Origin of the sequence: Advenella faeciporci (genome assembly GCF_014652395.1) — a bacterium.
In the GTDB taxonomy this organism is placed as follows: domain Bacteria; phylum Pseudomonadota; class Gammaproteobacteria; order Burkholderiales; family Burkholderiaceae_B; genus Advenella; species Advenella faeciporci.
On record NZ_BMYS01000005.1, the window covers coordinates 87,251 to 106,513 of the forward strand.

General features: G+C 52.1%; 16 protein-coding genes. 6 read left to right on the plus strand and 10 right to left on the minus strand.

The window, feature by feature from the left end:
• Nucleotides 1-7: 7 nt before the first annotated feature.
• On the minus strand, nt 8-508 hold the full coding sequence (locus tag IE074_RS05455) for a cupin domain-containing protein (RefSeq protein WP_229793903.1): 501 nt from the start codon (nt 506-508) through the stop codon (nt 8-10).
• Nucleotides 509-1,084: 576 nt separating this feature from the next.
• Here IE074_RS05455 and IE074_RS05460 point away from each other — a divergent pair.
• The 4 genes from IE074_RS05460 to IE074_RS05475 all read left to right on the plus strand — a co-directional run bounded on the left by IE074_RS05460 (nt 1,085) and on the right by IE074_RS05475 (nt 5,019).
• Nucleotides 1,085-2,344, plus strand: coding sequence for an MFS transporter (locus tag IE074_RS05460; RefSeq protein ID WP_189384427.1), 1,260 nt, complete (start codon nt 1,085-1,087; stop codon nt 2,342-2,344).
• Between the two features lie 120 nt (nt 2,345-2,464).
• Entirely contained in the window at nt 2,465-3,577 is a 1,113-nt protein-coding gene (locus tag IE074_RS05465) for a porin (RefSeq protein ID WP_229793904.1), read from the plus strand.
• Between the two features lie 68 nt (nt 3,578-3,645).
• On the plus strand, nt 3,646-3,942 hold the full coding sequence (locus IE074_RS14960) for a DUF533 domain-containing protein (RefSeq protein ID WP_373297775.1): 297 nt from the start codon (nt 3,646-3,648) through the stop codon (nt 3,940-3,942).
• A 102-nt stretch (nt 3,943-4,044) separates the two neighbouring features.
• Nucleotides 4,045-5,019: a LysR family transcriptional regulator gene (locus IE074_RS05475; RefSeq protein WP_189384428.1), complete on the plus strand. Its 975-nt coding sequence runs from the start codon at nt 4,045-4,047 to the stop codon at nt 5,017-5,019.
• On the opposite strand, the gene IE074_RS05480 is transcribed toward IE074_RS05475, so the two are convergent.
• From IE074_RS05480 to IE074_RS05490, 3 genes are read right to left on the minus strand one after another with little or no spacing between them, the layout of a single operon-like run.
• Nucleotides 5,016-6,692, minus strand: a complete 1,677-nt coding sequence (locus IE074_RS05480) for a thiamine pyrophosphate-binding protein (RefSeq protein WP_189384429.1) — start codon at nt 6,690-6,692, stop codon at nt 5,016-5,018. The two genes, IE074_RS05475 and IE074_RS05480, sit on opposite strands and share 4 nt — an antisense overlap.
• Before the next feature lie 36 nt (nt 6,693-6,728).
• On the minus strand, nt 6,729-7,706 hold the full coding sequence (locus IE074_RS05485; protein ID WP_189384430.1) for a Bug family tripartite tricarboxylate transporter substrate binding protein: 978 nt from the start codon (nt 7,704-7,706) through the stop codon (nt 6,729-6,731).
• A 39-nt stretch (nt 7,707-7,745) separates the two neighbouring features.
• On the minus strand, nt 7,746-9,188 hold the full coding sequence (locus IE074_RS05490; protein WP_189384431.1) for an aldehyde dehydrogenase family protein: 1,443 nt from the start codon (nt 9,186-9,188) through the stop codon (nt 7,746-7,748).
• A 190-nt stretch (nt 9,189-9,378) separates the two neighbouring features.
• On the opposite strand from IE074_RS05490, the gene IE074_RS05495 reads away from it, so the two are divergent.
• Nucleotides 9,379-9,681, plus strand: coding sequence for a monooxygenase (locus tag IE074_RS05495; RefSeq protein WP_189384432.1), 303 nt, complete (start codon nt 9,379-9,381; stop codon nt 9,679-9,681).
• A gap of 84 nt (nt 9,682-9,765) precedes the next feature.
• Here the strand turns inward: IE074_RS05495 and IE074_RS05500 are convergent, their stop codons facing one another.
• Nucleotides 9,766-10,584, minus strand: a complete 819-nt coding sequence (locus tag IE074_RS05500; protein ID WP_189384433.1) for a siderophore-interacting protein — start codon at nt 10,582-10,584, stop codon at nt 9,766-9,768.
• 229 nt (nt 10,585-10,813) lie between these two features.
• Between IE074_RS05500 and IE074_RS05505 the strand changes: the two genes are divergently transcribed.
• The gene (locus IE074_RS05505; RefSeq protein ID WP_189384434.1) at nt 10,814-11,569 is read left to right on the plus strand and encodes an SDR family NAD(P)-dependent oxidoreductase; all 756 of its coding nucleotides are present in this window, start codon (nt 10,814-10,816) and stop codon (nt 11,567-11,569) included.
• A 67-nt stretch (nt 11,570-11,636) separates the two neighbouring features.
• Here the strand turns inward: IE074_RS05505 and IE074_RS05510 are convergent, their stop codons facing one another.
• The 5 genes from IE074_RS05510 to IE074_RS05530 form a co-directional block, all read right to left on the minus strand.
• Entirely contained in the window at nt 11,637-11,957 is a 321-nt protein-coding gene (locus IE074_RS05510; protein ID WP_189384435.1) for a DUF2149 domain-containing protein, read from the minus strand.
• A gap of 2 nt (nt 11,958-11,959) precedes the next feature.
• Entirely contained in the window at nt 11,960-12,448 is a 489-nt protein-coding gene (locus tag IE074_RS05515) for a MotA/TolQ/ExbB proton channel family protein (RefSeq protein ID WP_189384436.1), read from the minus strand.
• A gap of 17 nt (nt 12,449-12,465) precedes the next feature.
• Nucleotides 12,466-16,359 carry a cobaltochelatase subunit CobN gene (cobN, locus tag IE074_RS05520; protein WP_189384437.1) on the minus strand — a complete coding sequence of 1,298 codons (3,894 nt, stop codon included), beginning with the start codon at nt 16,357-16,359 and terminating at the stop codon, nt 12,466-12,468.
• Nucleotides 16,360-16,363: 4 nt separating this feature from the next.
• Nucleotides 16,364-18,322 (minus strand): TonB-dependent receptor domain-containing protein, encoded by a 1,959-nt coding sequence (locus tag IE074_RS05525; RefSeq protein ID WP_189384438.1) that lies wholly within the window; start codon nt 18,320-18,322, stop codon nt 16,364-16,366.
• A gap of 303 nt (nt 18,323-18,625) precedes the next feature.
• Nucleotides 18,626-19,018: a DUF2946 family protein gene (locus IE074_RS05530; RefSeq protein ID WP_189384439.1), complete on the minus strand. Its 393-nt coding sequence runs from the start codon at nt 19,016-19,018 to the stop codon at nt 18,626-18,628.
• Between the last annotated feature and the right edge of the window lie 245 nt (nt 19,019-19,263).

Sequence of the window (19,263 nt, forward strand, 5' to 3'; positions counted from 1 at the left end):
TCCTTGATTACTTAAAGCAAATCTCATTCCATTTTTCTACCGATAATGGGCCTTTAATGGTTTGAACCAGCATTACCGATTTTTTTGATGCCTCAAAACGATAGGCAGAACCAACTGGCAAAATCGCTTGATGACCCTGTTTCAACAAGGCATAACCCATCGGAATACCTGCTGGTTGTTCTCCTGCCAAATGCGTACCTTCCTGATTTTCTGGCACCACCGCTTGATCCAGTTTAAGAAAATCAACCCGGACTTCACCATCCATAACAATCACAAATTCATCATGTGATGCGGTATACCAGGCAGACTGCCCTTCAGCGAGAACTGACTCAATGACAAATTTCAAATTCATGCCAACAACTGTTTTTTCATACGGTTTGGCCTGCGACGCAACTTCAAATATATTTGAAAATGCATAATTGCTAGCGTCACCCTGAATGATTTGAATTGAACCTTTTTCGTAATTTTCCAAACTGCCGAGTTTTGTAGTATAAGCACTCATTTCCATATTCCTCCTTACTTAAATTGCATTGATATGTGATGTTATTTCGACACTTTCAAAGTACACCAACCACCCCCCCCAAGACAATCAAGAAAGCAGCAACATAAGTGTTTGCAATATTCGAACAATTTCAATAAAAATCAATAAAATCAAATACTTAAAAAAACAAAAATAATAAAACCAATCTGTCTTTATTTTTTATCACATTGACAGCTTTCACCGTTTTGCACTTGAATAAGGCCTGTTCAGATAATGAACAAAACTATAAAAACGATGAAAACAAAATGATTCTTAAAATCTGCGGAGACACTTTATGAATAAGCCAACTGTTTTGAGCAGTACGATTTTGGCAATGCCACTTGCCCATCTTGCTCAGGCTGCTATGGCCAACTTAATCACCTGAAACTAAAAACCTTATTTGTGCCGCCCGGAAATCCGTTCCGGCTGGTATAGCGAAAACCACAAACCATTTACGCCAAAGACAACGACTTGCCACTTTGACTTAATGGAACTGAAAACGGACAACCACCTTAATCAATTGGGCCAACCGTCTTTCTACAATTTATTCAAAAGGATATGGAGATGAATCTAAAAAAATGGGATACTTCCTACGAATGGAAGATCGTACTACTCTTAACTCTCGGCTTTAGTCTGGTAGGTTTAGACCGCTGGATTATTGCACCACTGCTGCCGTCCATCATGAAAGACCTGTCCTTAAGCTACCAGGATGTCGGGCTGATATTTGGCGCACTTGGTATCACATGGGGCATATTCGCTATCTTTGCAGGCAGTCTTTCTGACAGGATTGGGCATCGTAAAATCCTGATATTTTCACTAATACTCTTCTCACTGGCCTCCGGTTTATCTGGTTCAGCCATGGGCCTTACCAGCCTGATCTTGATTCGCGCACTGATGGGTGTATCTGAAGGGGCATTTTGCCCTACCAGTTTTGCAGCAACCGCTGTGGCAGCAAAACCTTCACGTCGTGGTGCTTTGCAAGGCCTGCAACAAAGCGGTTTTGCCTTATTTGGATTAGGCTTGGGGCCAATTATTGCCACACAGCTACTTTTAATTTTACCGTCATGGCGTGAGGTATTCTGGATAGTTGCTATCCCTGGCTTTATACTGGCTGTTTTCCTCTTCTTTGTTTTACGCGAACCGTTACAAACACAAGGGGGACAACTGCTGATCGCAGAAAAACAAGCAACCGCTCAAGTACGTGTTAATTGGCTTGATTTACTTAAAACCAAAAATATCCTGTTAAGTATGATTGGTTTATTTTGCACGATGTCTTGTGTATTTGTCATTAGTGCAATGGTTCCTTTATATCTTGAAAACTTCTTGAAACTCACCTCTCAAGATATGGGAATTGTTGTATCGGCAATTGGTTTTGGCGGCTTCGCAGGACAGTTTATTGTTCCTGCTTTATCAGATTGGATCGGCCGTCGTCTTTCCGCTATTTTAGGATTCTTGGGCTCTGCCATTTTTATTTATCTTTTTGCCAACGCTCCAGCATCTGTACCTGTATTATTCGGATTGCTTTTTATACTTTCATTCTTTAGCTTAGGTTTAATAGCCTTATTATCCGGGCCAATAGCAGCGGAATCTGCACCTGCAGGATTGGTAGCATCCGCAATTGGGTTGGTTGTTGGTGCCGGGGAAATTTTTGGTGGTGGCGTTGCGCCCGTATTGTCTGGCATGATTGCTGAAAACTATGGTATTCAGAATATTTTCTACTTAAGTCTGGTTGGCACCATTATTGGTATGTTCATTAGTTTCTTTATTAAAGAAACCGCACCTCGAAAAACTCAAATATCACAACTCAGTACAGCCGCAGTTTAATCAAAATACCGTGTAAAACAGAGGGCATTCTGTTGCCTTCTGTTTTGCACAAGATAACCGAAACAAATAAAAAATTTAATTAAATCAAAATATTATTGATTATTCAAAAAGGAAAGTGGTATGGAGAAGAAGTTGGTTATGGCAGGTTTGGCATGTTGTCTGGCCGGAGGAATGGCACATGCTGAAACAGAAAAAAAAGATAGCGTTCAAATTTATGGTTTGCTGGATATAGGCGTTTCCTATATTTCAAACCAGGGAGATGACCGTCGCCTTAGAACCGATTCAGGTATATATACACCGTCATTTATTGGTTTCAAAGGCACTGAGCATTTAAGTGATGGCACAAAAGTCATATTTGACTTGCAAAGCCAATTTGATATTCATGAAGGTAGAACAATTCCCGGGCATGGCCTTTTTGGCCGTACCGCATTGGTGGGCTTGGAAAATGATGAATATGGCCGCCTGACGTTGGGCAACCAGTTTGATTTCATGTGGGATTCCCTGACCATTGCCAGAAATGCAGCCGGAATCAGTGTAGGCGGACTATATACCTTCAGGCAAGGTCCATTTTCGGGATTGGGAATTCCTTTTAATGCAACGGGCGGATCCGATTGGGATAGAACCGCCGGTGAACAGGTACATAATTCTGTCAAGTATAGAACACCGGATTTTGGCGGTTTTACGGCAGGTGCGCAGTATGGTTTCGGGTCAGCGCCCAATCGTTCAACCAAAGACAGGACCTTAAGTTTTGGCATGAACTATAAATCAGGGAAGTTTGGCGCGGGTGCTGCCTATACCGAAGTGAAATATGGCGTAAACGCCGCCATGGAACCGGTGCAAACACCGATACGGACATGGGGTGTTGGCATGCACTATGAATTTGAGGCAGTAACAGCCATTGCCCTGTTTACCAAAACCAGCAACCGTTCCAACAAGGCTTCTGTTTATGCGGCCGAAATTGGCGGCAGGTGGCAAATTGACCCGAAATGGGCATTGGGGGCCAGTTATCATTACATGAAAGGCAATGCCCAATTAAATAAAAATCACGCGCATCAAACTAACTCGACGCTGTCGTACTCATTGTCTAAACGTACCATTGTTTATGCACAGCAAATTTACCAAAGAACCAATAAAAACGCTCGGGCAAGTATTAATGGTTTATTCGGTCCCAACGATGCCTCTTCCAGCAGAAACCAGGCTATTACCCGAATTGGTATCCAGACTGTATTTTAATAACTCAAAGGCAGGTTCTTCTTTGAAGGGCCTGATCCCTGACCAGAAGAGCTCACAAGCCAGCTTCCATCTCAAACAGCTCGTCTGGCCTTAAAGGTTTTGCCGGTGGCGCACTTACCGGCGGGGCACTGGCCTTATTAATGGGCAACAAGAAATTCAGGAAAATCGGTGGCAAGGTGGCTACCTATGGCGGAGTGGCCGCTTTAGGGGCTGCGGCTTACCATGCTTATGGTCAGTGGAAAGAAAATAAAACCCAACCACAGCAAACGTCCAGCCAGCCCGATGAGCACGCCTGGATTCGTGCCCAGCCGACCCGGCCGCCGTTGCCAAACAAGTGGAAACACCCGAACTGGTACGCCAGCTAGGCCTGGACGAAAGCCTGAAAACCCATTTGGAAAATTCGGCCTTAAGCATGCAGCAGTAATCAAGCACTGCGCTCAAGGATAGGCTTCTGCTAAAATCTCCCCATGAATTCCGATGATTTGGCACTATTCGCAGCGGTTGTGCAAGCAGGCAGCATCTCCCGTGCGGCAATTGAAAAAGGGATGGACCAGTCTACCGTCAGCCGACGGGTAAACATGCTGGAGTCCGAGGTAGGAGGCCGCCTGTTCCATCGCAGTGGCCGTGGTGTGATGCTCACTGAACGCGGGCAGCAATTAATGGTTTATGCGCAAACCATTTCCAGCACCCTTGAAACTGCCATGCGGGCCATGCAAAAAGGTACGGCAACCGGGCCCGCCAGGCTGCGCATAGGTGCCCAGCCGACGATTGCCAGGATGACATTCGGCAAGCTTTACCATGCTTTCAGGGGCCGTTATCCCAATACCCAAATTCGTTTCATAGAAGGGTTGGCCAACCAGCTGTTAAGCAACCTGAATGATGGCGAGATTGACCTGCTGTTACTGTATCGTCCTGAACACGCCGGTGCCTTGTCTTATGACCCTTTGCTGCATGAAGGCATCTGGCTGATCACCCCGCCTGATTTCACGCTTCCTGTCGCCAATAGCATCCCGGTCAGCCAGCTGGCTGACATCCCCCTTATCCTGCCCAGCACCCATCATGGCATACGTCTCATGGCCGAAACCGTAGCGGCACGACATGGTTTCAGCCTGAAACTGGCCCTGGAATGCGATGGCTCCACCACCATGACCAAACAACTGGTGATGGATGGCTGTGGATGCACCATCCTGCCACTGGCAGCGGTGATTGAGGATGTGAATGCCGGCCGGCTGAAAACCTACCGTCTTACCGAACCGGGCATCAGCCGTTGCGTGGCGCTGTTAATGGGTAAAACCCCAAGAGAGTCGTCAGAAACCTGGCAAATCAACCAGATCATCAAGGAAACCGTGATTGATCTGGTTCAGAATAGACTTTGGCCGGACACAGAGCTTGATGCCGCTTTACAATCCGGGCATCAACCCGGCGTACCGCCCTCCATTTAAACAGACGCCAGGCGCAACTGCGGGTTAATCTGTGCCGGGTCAGTACACAGTTCCAGCAAGGCGGGCTTGCCTGAAGCCAGGGCACGTTCAAAAGCGGCCGGGAAGTCTGTGGTTTCCTGTACCCGTTCGGCATAGGCCCCAAAAGCATGGGCAAACGTCACGAAATCCGGATTAGACAGCGCTGTACCAGATACCCGGCCAGGATACTCCCTCTCCTGGTGCATGCGTATAGTGCCGAACATGCCATTATTTACCACAATCACCACCACTGGCGCGCCAAACTGCATGGCAGTGGCCAGTTCTTGCGGATACATCATGAAGCAGCCATCACCGGCAAAACAGACCACGGTTTTTTCCGGTGCATGCAGCTTGGCCGCAATCGCTGCCGGCAAACCGTAGCCCATGGCCCCATTGGTGGGTGCCAGTTCCGTGGCGGGCTGGCGGTAACGGAAAAAGCGGTGCACCCAGACGGTATAGTTGCCTGCGCCATTGGCGATAATCGCATCATCGGGCAGCACATTATTCAAATGCGCTACCACTGCCCCCATATCCACCCCCTTGTAATCCGCTACGGGTGCAAGCGGAGTAGAGTGCGCGATGTAATCGGCACGGGCTGCCTCTGTCCAGGCACGCCAGGCGGGTTCAGCCTGCGGTTTCAAACCGGCTAACGCCGCAGCAGCGGCAGGCATGCTGGTATTGATAGGCAAATGGGCCACAAAGACACGGTTAAGCTCTGCCGGATCAACATGCAAATGAACCAATGTCTGACCGGGGCCGGGCGATGTCACCAGGCTATACCCGGCAGTAGGTGTATCCGTCAGGCGAGAACCCAGCACCAGCAACAGATCGGCCTGCTTTACGCATTCAGCCAGCTGTGGCGATGTGCCCAAGCCCAACTGCCCCACATAATGCGCATCACGGTTATCAAACAGATCCTGCCGGCGAAACGAAGCTGTAACCGGTAAATTATAAGTATGAACAAAACGGGCAAGATCACGGGTGGCATTTTCCGTCCAGCCCGTACCACCCACCACCAGCAAGGGTTTCTTTGCCTGTTCCAATAAACGGGCCAGTTCGTCAAGGTCGTGTTGTGCAGGTGCCGCCTGGCTGATACGCACAGGAGGGGCATCTGCCACGGCAGCGGCATTGAAAAGAATGTCTTCCGGCAAGGCCACCACCACCGGCCCGGGCCGACCGGACATGGCAACACTGAAAGCACGCGACACTACTTCGGGAATGCGTTCAATATCTTCAATCTCGGTAGCCCATTTTGCCAGGCTGCCAAACACCTGGCGGTAATCTACTTCCTGAAAACCCTCACGCTCTTTCATGGTGGTTTCAACCTGTCCCACGAACAGAATCATGGGGGTCGAGTCCTGTTTGGCGGTATGCACACCATTACTGGCATGGGTCGCACCCGGCCCACGGGTCACAAAAGCAATGCCTGGCCTGCCGGTTAATTTGCCATAGGCATCGGCCATATTGGAAGCGGCACCTTCATGGCGGGTCACGATGGTGCGGATTTGCGTGGCATCATGCAGGGCATCAAGTACCGGCAGGAAACTTTCTCCGGGCACACAGTACACGGTATCAACCTGGTTGTGGCGCAGTGCATCAACCAGAATCTGGCCGCCATTGCGGGAAGCGGTATCAAGTGTTTGGGCAGTCGTCATTTTATTTATCTACTTCAATCATTTACGGGAAACTCGTCAATCGAGTCTGGTGTTGGTGGCTTGCACAAGGTCTTTCCATTTAATGGCTTCCTGTTTCACAAAAGCCGCAAAATTTTCTGGCGTATCACCTACCGGCCGGGAACCGGTTTCATCAAGAATGCGCTTATACTCACTGGTTTGCATGAAATCAAGCGTGGCCTTGTTAAGCGTGTTCACAACCTCGGCAGGCGTATTGGCAGGAGCGAACAGGCCATACCAGGCCGATGCTTCCACACCCGGCAAACCGGCTTCGGCAAAGGTAGGAACCTCAGGCAATAATGGCGAGCGTTCGGGGCTGGAAATCGCGATAGGCCGTACCTTGCCAGCTTTAATGTGTGGCACGATAGCAATGGTGCTGTCAAACATCATTGGCACGTGTCCGCCCAGCAGATCGGTAATCGCCGGTGCGGTACCCTTGTAAGGCACATGCACCATATCCAGTTTGGCCGTCATTCTGAAAAGCTCGCCGGTCAGGTGCTGGGTCGTACCATTGCCCGCAGATGCCCATTGAAAATCACCTTTCTTTTCTTTAATGTATGCCAGCAACTCCTGCAGGTTATTCACCGGAACGGAAGGATTCACCACCAGCACCAGCGGTACCTGCAGCAGATTGCTAATTGGCGTGAAGTCCTTTTCCGCGTCATAGGGCATTTTTGCGTAAATATAGGGATTAATCACAAAAGGCCCGCTGGATGACAGCAGTAAAGTATGTCCATCCGGTTTGGCCTTGGCAACCATATTACTGCCGATATTGCCGCCCGCACCGGCACGGTTGTCAATGACCACAGACTGGCCCAGCATCTTCTGCAAATGCGCGGCCAAAGGACGGGCACCAATATCCGAAGGACCACCGGGCGGCCATGGCACAACCATCGTTACGGCATGAGAGGGGTACGTATCGGCGCTGGCGGTATTGCTTAAAACGGCACCTGCCATGCAAGTTGCCGCCAATAAAATTTTCCATTTTTTATGCATTGTCTTCTCCTTGAATCAAATTTTTATAAAGCATGCCAATCAGGCATTCACATAGGCGGTTTTCACGGTGGTGTAGAACTCGGCGGCATACCTGCCCTGTTCACGTGGCCCATAGCTGGAGCCCTTGCGGCCGCCAAAAGGAACGTGATAATCCACCCCTGCCGTAGCCAGATTCACCATGACCATACCGGCCTGTGCGTGACGTTTGAAATGCGTTGCCAATTTCAGTGAAGTGGTAACGATCCCGGCACACAGCCCAAACTGGGTATCGTTAGCCAGTTCCAGTGCGTGTTCATAATCATTGGCACGAATCACCGCAGCAACCGGCCCGAAGATTTCTTCCCGCGCAATGCGCATAGTGTTGTCCGCATCCACAAACAAGGCGGGTGACAGGTAGAAACCATCATGCTGGCGTTGCAAACGCTCGCCGCCATGGAGCAATCGCGCTCCTTCTTCCACGCCAATATTGATATAAGACAGATCGGTTTCCAGTTGATTCTGATCGACTACAGGGCCAATATCGGTGCCTGTGGCCAGGGCATCGCCCACTTTCACGGCAGACAAGCGTGCCTGCATGGCCTGAACAAAACGGTCATGAATACCGGGCGTGACAATCAGCCGTGAAGAAGCCGTACAACGCTGGCCGGTAGAGAAATAGGAACCCTGGATCGCGCACTCAACGGCAACATCCAGATCGGCATCGTCAGTAATCACCAATGGGTTCTTCCCTCCCATTTCCAGCTGCACTTTACCCATGCGCGCCACGACCTTGGCAGCAATAGATTGCCCTGTTGCAACCGACCCGGTAAAGGACACCCCATCAACCTCCCGGCTAGTCACGATTTCCTCGCCAACGACCGAGCCGCGCCCCATTACCAGATTAAGCACCCCGGCAGGCAAACCCGCCCTTACCAGAATATCCACCAAAGCCCATGCACTCGCTGGCACCAGCTCGGCCGGTTTGAACACCACCGTATTGCCGTATGCCAGGGCAGGCGCAATCTTCCATGCCGGTATGGCAATGGGAAAATTCCATGGCGTGATAATGCCAATAACCCCCAGCGGCTCACGGGTAATTTCGACGTCTACACCCGCTCGTACCGAAGGCAGTTTCTCACCTGCCATGCGCAAAACCTCTCCGGCAAAAAAGCCGAATATTTGCCCGGCTCGAGCAACTTCGCCAATGGCTTCGGGTAATGTTTTACCTTCTTCGCGTGCCAGCAATTGCCCCAGCTCATCCTTGCGCGCCAGAATTTCTGCTGATGCACGGGCAAGAATATTGGAACGTTCCTGCATGGGGAACATGGCCCAGGCGGGAAAGGCATCCCTGGCAGCCTGGATGGCAGCTTTCGTCTGCCCCAGATCCGCCTGGCTGAATTCGCCGACGATGTCGTTAATATTGGAGGGATTACGGTTAGTACTGACTGATTCGGCGCTCACCCACTGACCACCGATGTAATTCTTGAATAATTGTGTACGCATATGGATCCGATAATTTGAAACCGGACTACGGGTGAAAAAATGCCACCGCAGCCTTATGGTTTTGCAGTATATGGCATGCCAATGCATCCACCCATGCATCTGCTACATACCAGCTTTGCATCCCATTGGAGGAAGCGGTTTCAGGTAGTACACTATTGCTTTCCACCACTCACTACGGAATCATGAAACCATGAGACACCTGCTTCAAGTTGACTTCCCCTACACCGGCCCCTGGGGCCAGGAAATGAGCAAAATAATGAATGACCTGGCCCAGTCCATTGCGCAAGAACCCGGTCTGATCTGGAAAATATGGACAGAAAATGAAAGTGCCAATGAGGCCGGCGGCATTTACCTGTTTCAGGACAAACCCAGTGCCCAAGCCTATCTGGACATGCACACCGCTCGTTTAAAAGGATTTGGCATTCCCCATGTGAACGGAAAAATATTCGCTGTGAATGATGATTTGTCCAGAATTGACAATGCACCGCTTTAACTGCAGTCTGTAAGACAAGACCCTTACACTATTAATGATTTTATACAAACACGGCTGGATTTGATTCCCCCAGCCGCTTTTATGTCACTCAAAATTCGTATGCGTGGCAACCTGTGATTTACGCCAGTAACTACTGGCACGAATACGCTTTTTATCAATTTTGAACTGATCAATCATGTATTCACGCAAGGCCTTAATATCGCTGTACTCGCCTGCCGCCCATACATAGCCTTCTCCGGCAGGCAAAACAATATCGCCCAAACAGGCAGCCAGCAGTTCAGCTTCATTTTTATTGGCAAAATCACTGTCTTGCTGTACCCAGCGAACCTCAAAATCGCATTGGCCCTGCAACGGTATTTTACTGTCCTCACTGGCAATCTTGATAATAACCATCGCCTTGCACGACGCCGGCAATTCTTCAAGCCTGCGCGCAATCGCCGGAATGGCGGTTTCATCACCCATCAGCAAGTGCCAGTCAAAACCGGCAGGAATCACAAATGAACCGCGCGGCCCGGCCACGCCCAGGTAATGCCCCTCCTCTGCCTGGCTTGCCCAGCGGGTGGCCGGCCCTTCATGGTTTAACACGAAGTCAATATCCAATTCGTTGGTGTCGGGATTATAGCGGCGTGGTGTATAGTCGCGGGTAAGCGGCTTGGGGCGATTTGGCGCAAATTCCATCCCTTTTTCCCCCAACACCGGCATATGGGGCTTTTCACCGGGGGAGTCGGGCAAAAATAATTTAATATGATCCTCAAAAGAGGCGGAAAGAAAACCGTTCAAGTCATCACCACTTAAGGTGATGCGACGTATTGACGGGCTTAACGAAGTAATTCGTTTAACTTGCAGCAAACGCATTTTAATGGGGTGTTGCTGCTTCTGTGTATCAAGGGTAATTTCTGTCATTTACAATCTCATTCAGTAGCCCGTATAGGGTTATTTACTATTGTCAACTGATAATATATCACAAATGAGAATCATTATTAATTAATCCCTTGAAAAAACAAGGTGTTAAAAAGTACCTTCACGCTTGCCTGCCAAATACCGAAGGCTATTTTTCTTCCTGAAAAACGCATCGTTTATACTTAAATAATACTGTCAACCAGACAGTTCTTTCATTTAATGGAGATTTGCAATGAGTTATAACCGTTTCACCAATAAAGCAGTCATTGTTACCGGTGCAGCCAGTGGCCTGGGCGAATCTGCCGCCATGGCTTTTGCGGCTGAAGGTGCAAAAGTGATTGTTTCCGATATTTCCATCGAACAAGGGCAGGCCGTGGTTAACAAAATCACCGCCCAGGGTGGGCAGGCTTTTTTTGTCAAGGCCGATGTTTCCAATGAAGAGGAAGTCAAGAACCTGTTTGAGCAAGCGGTGGAACAATACGGCAAGGTGGATGTCATTTTTGCCAATGCCGGCATCAATATCGAAGCCAATGTCGATGAACTGGACAGCAAAGACTGGCAGAGAATTATCGACATCAACCTGAATGGTGTTTTTTACTGCGATAAATATGCCGTCCAGCAATTTAAAAAACAGGGCACGGGCGGTGCCATTGTCAACAATGGGTCTATCCACAGCATGGTAGCCCGCGACAAACTAACCGCCTACTCTGCCGCTAAAGGGGGCGTCAAAATGCTCACCCAAATGGTAGGCACCTCTCATGCCAAGGAAGGTATCCGCTGCAACATGGTTTGCCCCGGGTATATCAACACCCCCTTAACCGAAACCATTACACCGGAAATCCGTGCCGGTATTGCCGCCCTGCACCCGATTGGCCGCATGGGTGAACCCAAAGAAGTGTCTGCCGCCGTTTTGTTCCTGGCCAGTGACGATGCCTCTTTCATTACCGGCACCAGCCTGCTGGTTGATGGCGGCTACACCGCCGTTTAACGGCCTGTTTTATAAGCATTGCTTGCCCGGTAACGGGCAAGCAATGCTTTCCAACAACAAGGTGCCCTTACTGGGCAACAGCCGTTTCGGGCACATAAATCATGCGCCCGTCATCCAGCCGGTAGGTAATGCCGGCCTTGATGCCCTGCCCCTGCCCGATTTCACCATTAGACTCATAACGGGTCAGCTCTTCACCCTCTTTAATGGTCATGGTCATATTGGCCTTGCCGGGGTTTTCAATCACAATCACATCCTGGGCGGCGTACGGATTAAGCGGGTTAAGGGCAACCACCACCATTAAAATCCCTATCACCACCAGAAACAGGTCAATCATGTTAACCACCGAAAGGATGGGATCATCTGCATCATCAGATTCCAGAAATCGCATGTTCAGGCCTCCTGTGCCACAAGCAAGCCCTGGCGTTCCAGCTCACGCAGTTCCTGCAACAGCCAGCGTCGCCGTACCGTCAAGATGGAAAACGTAACGCTGGCCGCAATCAATGCCAGAATAACCGCTGAAAAAGCCGTGACCAGGTTCTCGCCCACACCAGCCGCATTGCCCCCGCCAAGCGCCAGCAAGGCCGGGCCCATGGGTATCATGGTGGCAATCAAACCCAGCATGGGTGCCGTGCGCGATACAATACGCAACAGCTCCAGGCGGTGCATAATCCATAGTTCCAAGTCATCGGCAGTGCCGCCATGCCTGGCATGCTGCTGGTGCAGCACCGATTGCGCGCGTTGCTGGCGCCGTTGCCACCACTCAACGGCAAAACCGCCCAGCGAGGCAAAGGAATACAACAGGCAAAGCAAAATCATTACAAGTACGGGTGCAAGGAAAAGCCCGGCAAGTTCATACAGGCCCGATTCAAGAAAGTTCATTTAATACTCCAAAAAAATTATGCGTGTGCAGACCTTGTATGGGCCCCACGCCATTGACGCAGCGCGCCATACAAAGTGGCGACACCCAGCAGGGAAAGTGAAAAAAACAGCATCCAGGGAAACGATGGCGGCGCCGTTTCCACGGGTTGCATAACCTGGCCACTGACCGCGGACGGTGCCTGTACCAGGGGATCAGCAGAAGAAGCGGGCTCAGGTGTTGCGGCACCTGCTTGTGCAGTCGCTTGCGCAAGGCCAAACCCTTGGGCCATGTCCGCCACAAAAGCCTGTGTCAGCGGATCTCCGGCCGTGGCATTGAACTGCTGCGCCAGTTCCTGCCAGCGCCCGGCCAGCGCCTGCCGGGTGGCTTCGGGCGCATCCCAATAGCCTTTGCGTATGGCTTCGGCCATGCGTTCCAGCAACTGCGCCTGGGCGGTGGGGTTGTGCTGCTCAAACCATTCATTCGTACCCAATTGACGGGTATCTTCAATATAAGTGTCGAAGATGGCCTGCCATTGATCGGACCTCACGGTACCGGGGTCTACGGCCTGCCAGCCGAACAGGTTATTAACCGTATCCACAACTTCCAGCGTGCCGGCATAACCTTCATTTTGCATGCCCTGTATCCAGTGCGGGTTCAGGTATCTGACCCGCATCTCATTGGACAAAAACGCTTGCATGGAAGTGGTCTTGGGTTCTTTTTGGCGCAAATCAGAGATATACAGCAGTGGGCTTTTGCCATCCAGATGCCGGATCGCCACCGACAGCCCACCCAGAAATTCGAATGGATGATCGGTGGAAAGCACGCCATGTATATTTGAGGTACGTGACATGACCGCTGCATCGGTGCCCCGCAACTGGGCCGCCAGCAGGTTGGCCGAAGAGGGCTTGGTAGCCCAGCCTTCACTGCCATAGGCATACTGCATGCGATTCAGGAACTGCCCGGCCAGGGCGGCATCCCCTTCCCACTGGGTGGATTGCTGCATCATGCCGGGCAGACCAGTGCCGTAATTGCCCGGTGCACTGCTGAAAATCCGGTAGCGGGCAGCCTGCGTTGCCTCGTCTGCCGACATGCCCGATGCCAGCAGTTCGGCCGTGATCCGCTTTGTATTGGACGCAACCGGATTAACCGGTTCATCCAGGTCCGCAAGCTGGTTCATGGCCTCGGCAAGCAAGCGCATAAAACCGTCATACTGATCCCGGTACACCCCCGTTGTCTGGATGACAACGTCAATACGCGGCCTGCCCAGGGTAGCGGCAGGAATAATTTCCAGACGGGAAACCCGGCCATTGCGCGCCCATACCGGTTTGAGGCCCAGTGCGTGCAGGATCTGCCCTTCGGTAATGCCTTGATGACGCACCGCTTCGCCCGCCCACAGGCTGAATGCCAGGCGTTGGGGCCAGGCGCCCTGATGCTCACTGCGATAAGTATCCACCAGTTGCATCAATGCCGTGCCACCGCTTTCATAAGCGGCAGGCGTGGGCAATTTATCGGGCTCCAGCGCATACAGGTTACGGCCGCCGGCCAAACCGGGACTGCGTATGGGATCGCCCCCCGGCCCCGGCAACACGAAACCGCCCGACAAGCCGCTTAATAACGCTTCCATCTCGCCGGTATCAGCCAGGCCCGCGTCCAGCTCTTGGGCACGCCGCAGATGCGCCTGAAGTTCAGGCACAGCCGTGGCAATATCTTCACCCTCACGCAGGTAACGGTTCAGGGTTTGATAAGGAACACTGCTTTGCAGCTTCGTGAAATCTTCCGCAAACACCCCATCCGGCAAACCCAGCGCCTCATAAAAAGGCTGGCCCAGCTGTTGCATCACCACGGAAAGCCGGTGCTCCGGCGCAGAAGGCTGGCCAAAACGATGCAACCCCAGTGGCATGGCGGTTTGGGCCAGCGACTGCAAATGATCGTGCAAAACCTGCAGAAAACCCGAAAAATCATCACGCGCCTGACTTTCCTGCCAGCCCAAGTCCTGAATCATGCTGGAATCGCGCGTGGCGGCCAGGATTTTTTCCATGACCGCCTGCTGCACGGCACCTTCGTCCAGCTGCTCATACTCTTCTATTAGTGTAAACATATCGCGCAGTTCGTCATAAAGTCCTGCCGATGCGAAAGGCGGCGTTTGATGACTGATGGAAACCGCCCTGCCCCGGCGTCGTGTCTGCAGCGCCTCGCCGACGTTATCCTGGATATAGGGATAGAAAACGGGCAAATCTCCCAATGCCAGAAAGGGATAGTCACTCATGGAAAGCCCCCTGTCCTTGCCAGGCAACCATTCCTGGGTGCCATGGGTACCCAGATGGATCAGGGCGTTGGCACCAAACGCTTCGCGCACCCACAAATAAGCCGCCATGTACAAATGATCAGGAGCCATCGACTCATCGTGGTAATTGCCACCCATTTCCGCAGCTCTGGGCATTTGTGGCATGACAACCAGATTGCCCGACTTCATTCTGGGAATAACGAACGCGGGCACGCCATCCACCGTGTGTACCGCCCAATGGTCTGCCGGATTCCCCCAGACAGCCATGCCTTCGCGTGGCCCGGGAGGCAATTTGTCCAGCCATGCCTGGTATTGCGAAACCGGCAGCGCCGCCGCCAGGCCCCGGGCCAGCAGATCTTCTGGCGGGCTGCTTCGGTACAGCATGGACAGCATGGCCTGGCCCTTTTCGATCATGTCTGCTTCGCTGATGGGGTCAATGTCATAGCCGGCCCGGTTCAGCACCCGGGTCATGTTTTCAATGCTGGCCGGCACGTTTAAGTGCGAAGCACCGAAATTGCGCTCACCGGCCGGATAATTCCAGAACATCAGTGCCAGCTGCCTGCCGCTGGCAGGCTTGCGACGTAACTCCATCAACTTGCGCAATTTATCCAGCAAACCGTCCACCTGTTCGGCCATGGGCACCGCCGCTCCGTCCTGCAGGGCAGACAGCACCATCGGGTCGCTCATGCCCCAGGTTTCTGGAATGGCCATAAAAATCGGCACAACCCTTTGCGCCACACCACTGGGCGCTGCCAGCCATTGGGCCTGATCGCCCTCACGATAGGTCAGGGTCTGGATCACGGGGATACCCAATTGCGCCAGTTCGGCAGCGCGCTCGGTGCTATTCTGCGTCATGCGCAGGTTGACCATCGCATCGGCACCGGCCGGCTTGACAACCTTCGTCAACGCCTTGGGATCACTGCTGTCATACCAGAAGGCAAGCGGCAAGATGTTTCTGGCTTCGGCGGCGGTAATCAGGGCATCAATAAGCTGCGTCTGCATGTCACTGACCACGCCATTGTGAATCAGGAAGGCAACGTGGCCAACGGGCTGGGGCATGCGTGCCCGGGCCCAGGCCAGGTAAGGCTCAAGCGACTCGAATACCTGCGGGGCGGCCGGATGATAAAACCCGGTCTCAGGCACCGGTTCGGCAGCCGGCAGCGAGGCAATGGAACGGCCTTCGGCAAGGTCTTTGGCGGCCTGGAAAAACAGCCCGTAATTGCCGGTACCGCCGTTGGTGTAATAGCTGGACAGTTGCCGGGCCTGTTCGGCCGTCATGCCACCAAAGTCTTCAACACGGCTGCCAACCCTAAGCCAGGGGATATTCCCCTGCCGCAGGTTTTCACCGATCACACCATCCACTTCGGCACGGGCACTGGGCCGTGGCGTATCCAGCACCACCAGGCTGGCGCCCTGCAACCAATGCCCGGCGGGTGCACCTATCGTGCCAACATCCACGTGTTCAAGCCGGACACCCGCACGTTCGGCAATCGGTGCCAGCACATGGAATTTTGCCGGCAGCACCGAACGGTTGGTGACGACTTTGACAAGCGGTGCCGAAGCATCAACGGCAGGTTGAGCCTGTACAAACCCGGAAACACCCAGGCACCACAACAGCATCCATAGATTAAGAATGAGCTTTCGCATATGCTTAAAACCTCATTTCCATGCCAACGAACAAACGACGCCCTTCATCACTGAACACATAGTCTGCAGACTCATCGGCCAGACGCTTGTCGGTAAGGTTTTCGATACCCGCACGCAAGGTCACATGACGGTTGACATCGTAACTGCCATACAGGGAGAGGATTGAATAGGCCGGCTGGTAGCCAGATCCTGAAGTCGTTCGTTGTGAACCAACATACTGCCACCTGAGGCTGGCATCCCAGTCATCTGCCGGCTGCCAGTTCAATGTGGCATTGGCGGTATGTCGAGGGCGGTCAGTCAGACGCGTTTTGCCGGTACGGTCCACGGCGTCCAGATAGGTATAGTTGGCATTCAACTGGAGCTGCCAGGGCAGTTCCACCCCAAAGCCCAGTTCCAGGCCGCTAATGCGGGCCTTGTTGATGTTAATGTACTCGTACGTTTTGGTCCTGCCGCTACACCCGGAAACACAGTGGCTGTCAATCAGGTCATCAACCTGGTTCAGGAACAGCATGGCATTGGCTTGCCAGCTTTCTGCGTTATAGTCAAAACCCGCTTCATACGACACCGAGGTCTCGGGTTTCAGGTCCGGGTTGCCGAAAATTTCCGAGCCTCGACCCCATGTACCGCGATAACCGGGTGACAGCTGTTTAAGCGTGGGAGCACGGAAACCCTTGCCCACACCCCCCTTGAAAACAAGTTCATCATTGAAATGATACAACACATAGGCACGCGGACTGGTCTGCCAGCCATAGTTGGGATGGTGGTCGAAACGGCTGCCAAACAGCAACTCCCAGTTTTCTCCAAGTATCATTTCATCCTGCAGGAAGAAAGCCTTGTGGGAGGCATTTTCCCGACCGGACGCATTCACGGTGGGATCTTCCAGGATTTCCTTGCGCAATTCACCACCCAGCGTGACGGTATGCCCTGATAATGGCTCAAAGCTGATCATGCCACTGGCAACCTTATCGGTAAACTGGTGCGGGCCGGTGCTGCCACCGTCTGTCCGGTCATTGACACGCTTGAGGTTGGAGCGGTACAGCTTGACTTCACTTTCCCCCCAATCCCAGTCTCCGGAGTGTGACAGGGAAAGGCGCTGCCGGTGGATATTGTCGTCTGAACGGTAAGTGGTACTGTTGCGCCAACGATCTTCTTTGCCGACACTCATGGAGGCGTCCAGGCGCTGTCTGTCATCGGGCGTCCAGGTTAAACCCACCGTGCCCAACAGGTCTTTCCGGTACCCCATGGAGGTTTCATGAAAAGCCGTGGGCATTGCGCTTTGGGGAGTATATAAGGCTTGCGTGTGTTGATATTGCCCGGACACCGTCAGGCCAAGCACGTCCTGAATTAATGGGCCCGACACGTAGGCACCCAGACGATGACGGTCGCCGCCCCGACTGGTGCGGGGAAAAACGCCATCGGCAGAAAAAACACTGACCCACTCATCGGTGGCACGTCGTGATATCACGTTGACAACACCGCCCAGCGCCTCTGAACCGTAAAGCGAAGACATGGGACCACGGACAATTTCAATACGTTCAATGGCTTCCGCAGGCATCCAGCCGTGCTCAAAATCCGAACCGAAAATAAGGGGACCCGACTGGTTGATACGCATGCCGTCATACAAGACCAGGGTATGGTCTGTTTTCATGCCGCGAATTGAAATACCCTTGCCATTAATACCCACACTACTTAACGTAACACCGGGAGACCCCTCTACCGCCTGGGCCACATCATAAATCGGCCGGCGACCCAGCTCCTCGCCGCTTAACACCGTGACACTGGCGGGCGCATCTTCCAACAAGCGTTCGCTTGCCGATGCCGTTACCACAATGGGATCCAATTGAGTGACACTGGCAGCGCTGGTATTGGTCCAGACTGTACCCAATAAGGCACCGGCCACCGTAGGGAAAGCCAGTGCTGACAGGCGAAAACGTGATAGGAAAACAAGATTAAAATATGTCATTTGTGAATTTATATATCTATTTATGTTTATAGGTAACAAAGCACGGACGCAAACTGACTGTGACGCCGGACGTTACCAGAGTCTGTAATAGACGATTGTTACCGATGGATTGACCGATTCACCGATTGCCGGAAAGATTTAATGCCTGGGCGCAGGCCTGATATTTAAATCAGACGCAAGAAAAGGCAATAGCACAACCGGCCTGACGCTGTCGCGTAAGCGGGAATGGAAAATAAACACAAAAAAACCTCGGAAAACGATCGTCAAGGCATGATTGAGGCAAACACAATCACTGGCAAAAAGTTAACCGAGGCTTAAAGGAGGGGCGCGGGAGCCCAGCGGCGGGCCCAGGGCGGGCAAAGGAGGGAGTGCTTCATTGCCATGCAGCAATGGGGCAGGACGTTGCGTAACGAACGTCACCAAGGCAGGCGCTTGCGATGCGGGGATTAATATTTGCGATGCAAGCAGGCAAAATGAGCAATTCTGATTGTCAAAATAATCGCCTGACGATGGTTCGACTGGCTGCCCGTTTGCATCCACCAGTATGGTGCTGGTACCCGCAGCGGTACAGATGGTAATGGAAAACCTTCCGTCGCGGGCACCGGAAAAGTCGGGCATATAGCCGACAGGAATCAGCGCCCGGCACAGGAACGACAAAACTGTCAGGCAAAAAAGAATTTGCCAGAAGCGTGTCATCTTGTATCGAGGTGGATCCTGAAGGATTTGCATAGCCCGCAACTATATCATATTCGCCGCCTCGCCCCAACGTTGAAATCATGTCCGGCATGAGCTGCATCACTGATTTTGCATCACCAATCTGACCGGTCTACTGCGTTTAAAAACAAACAGGAAACCTCTCAATATGTCATGTTTGTATCTTGTAATTGTCATATTCACGTGCTAGGATCACCCAACAACACAATAACATATCGTTCCAGCCA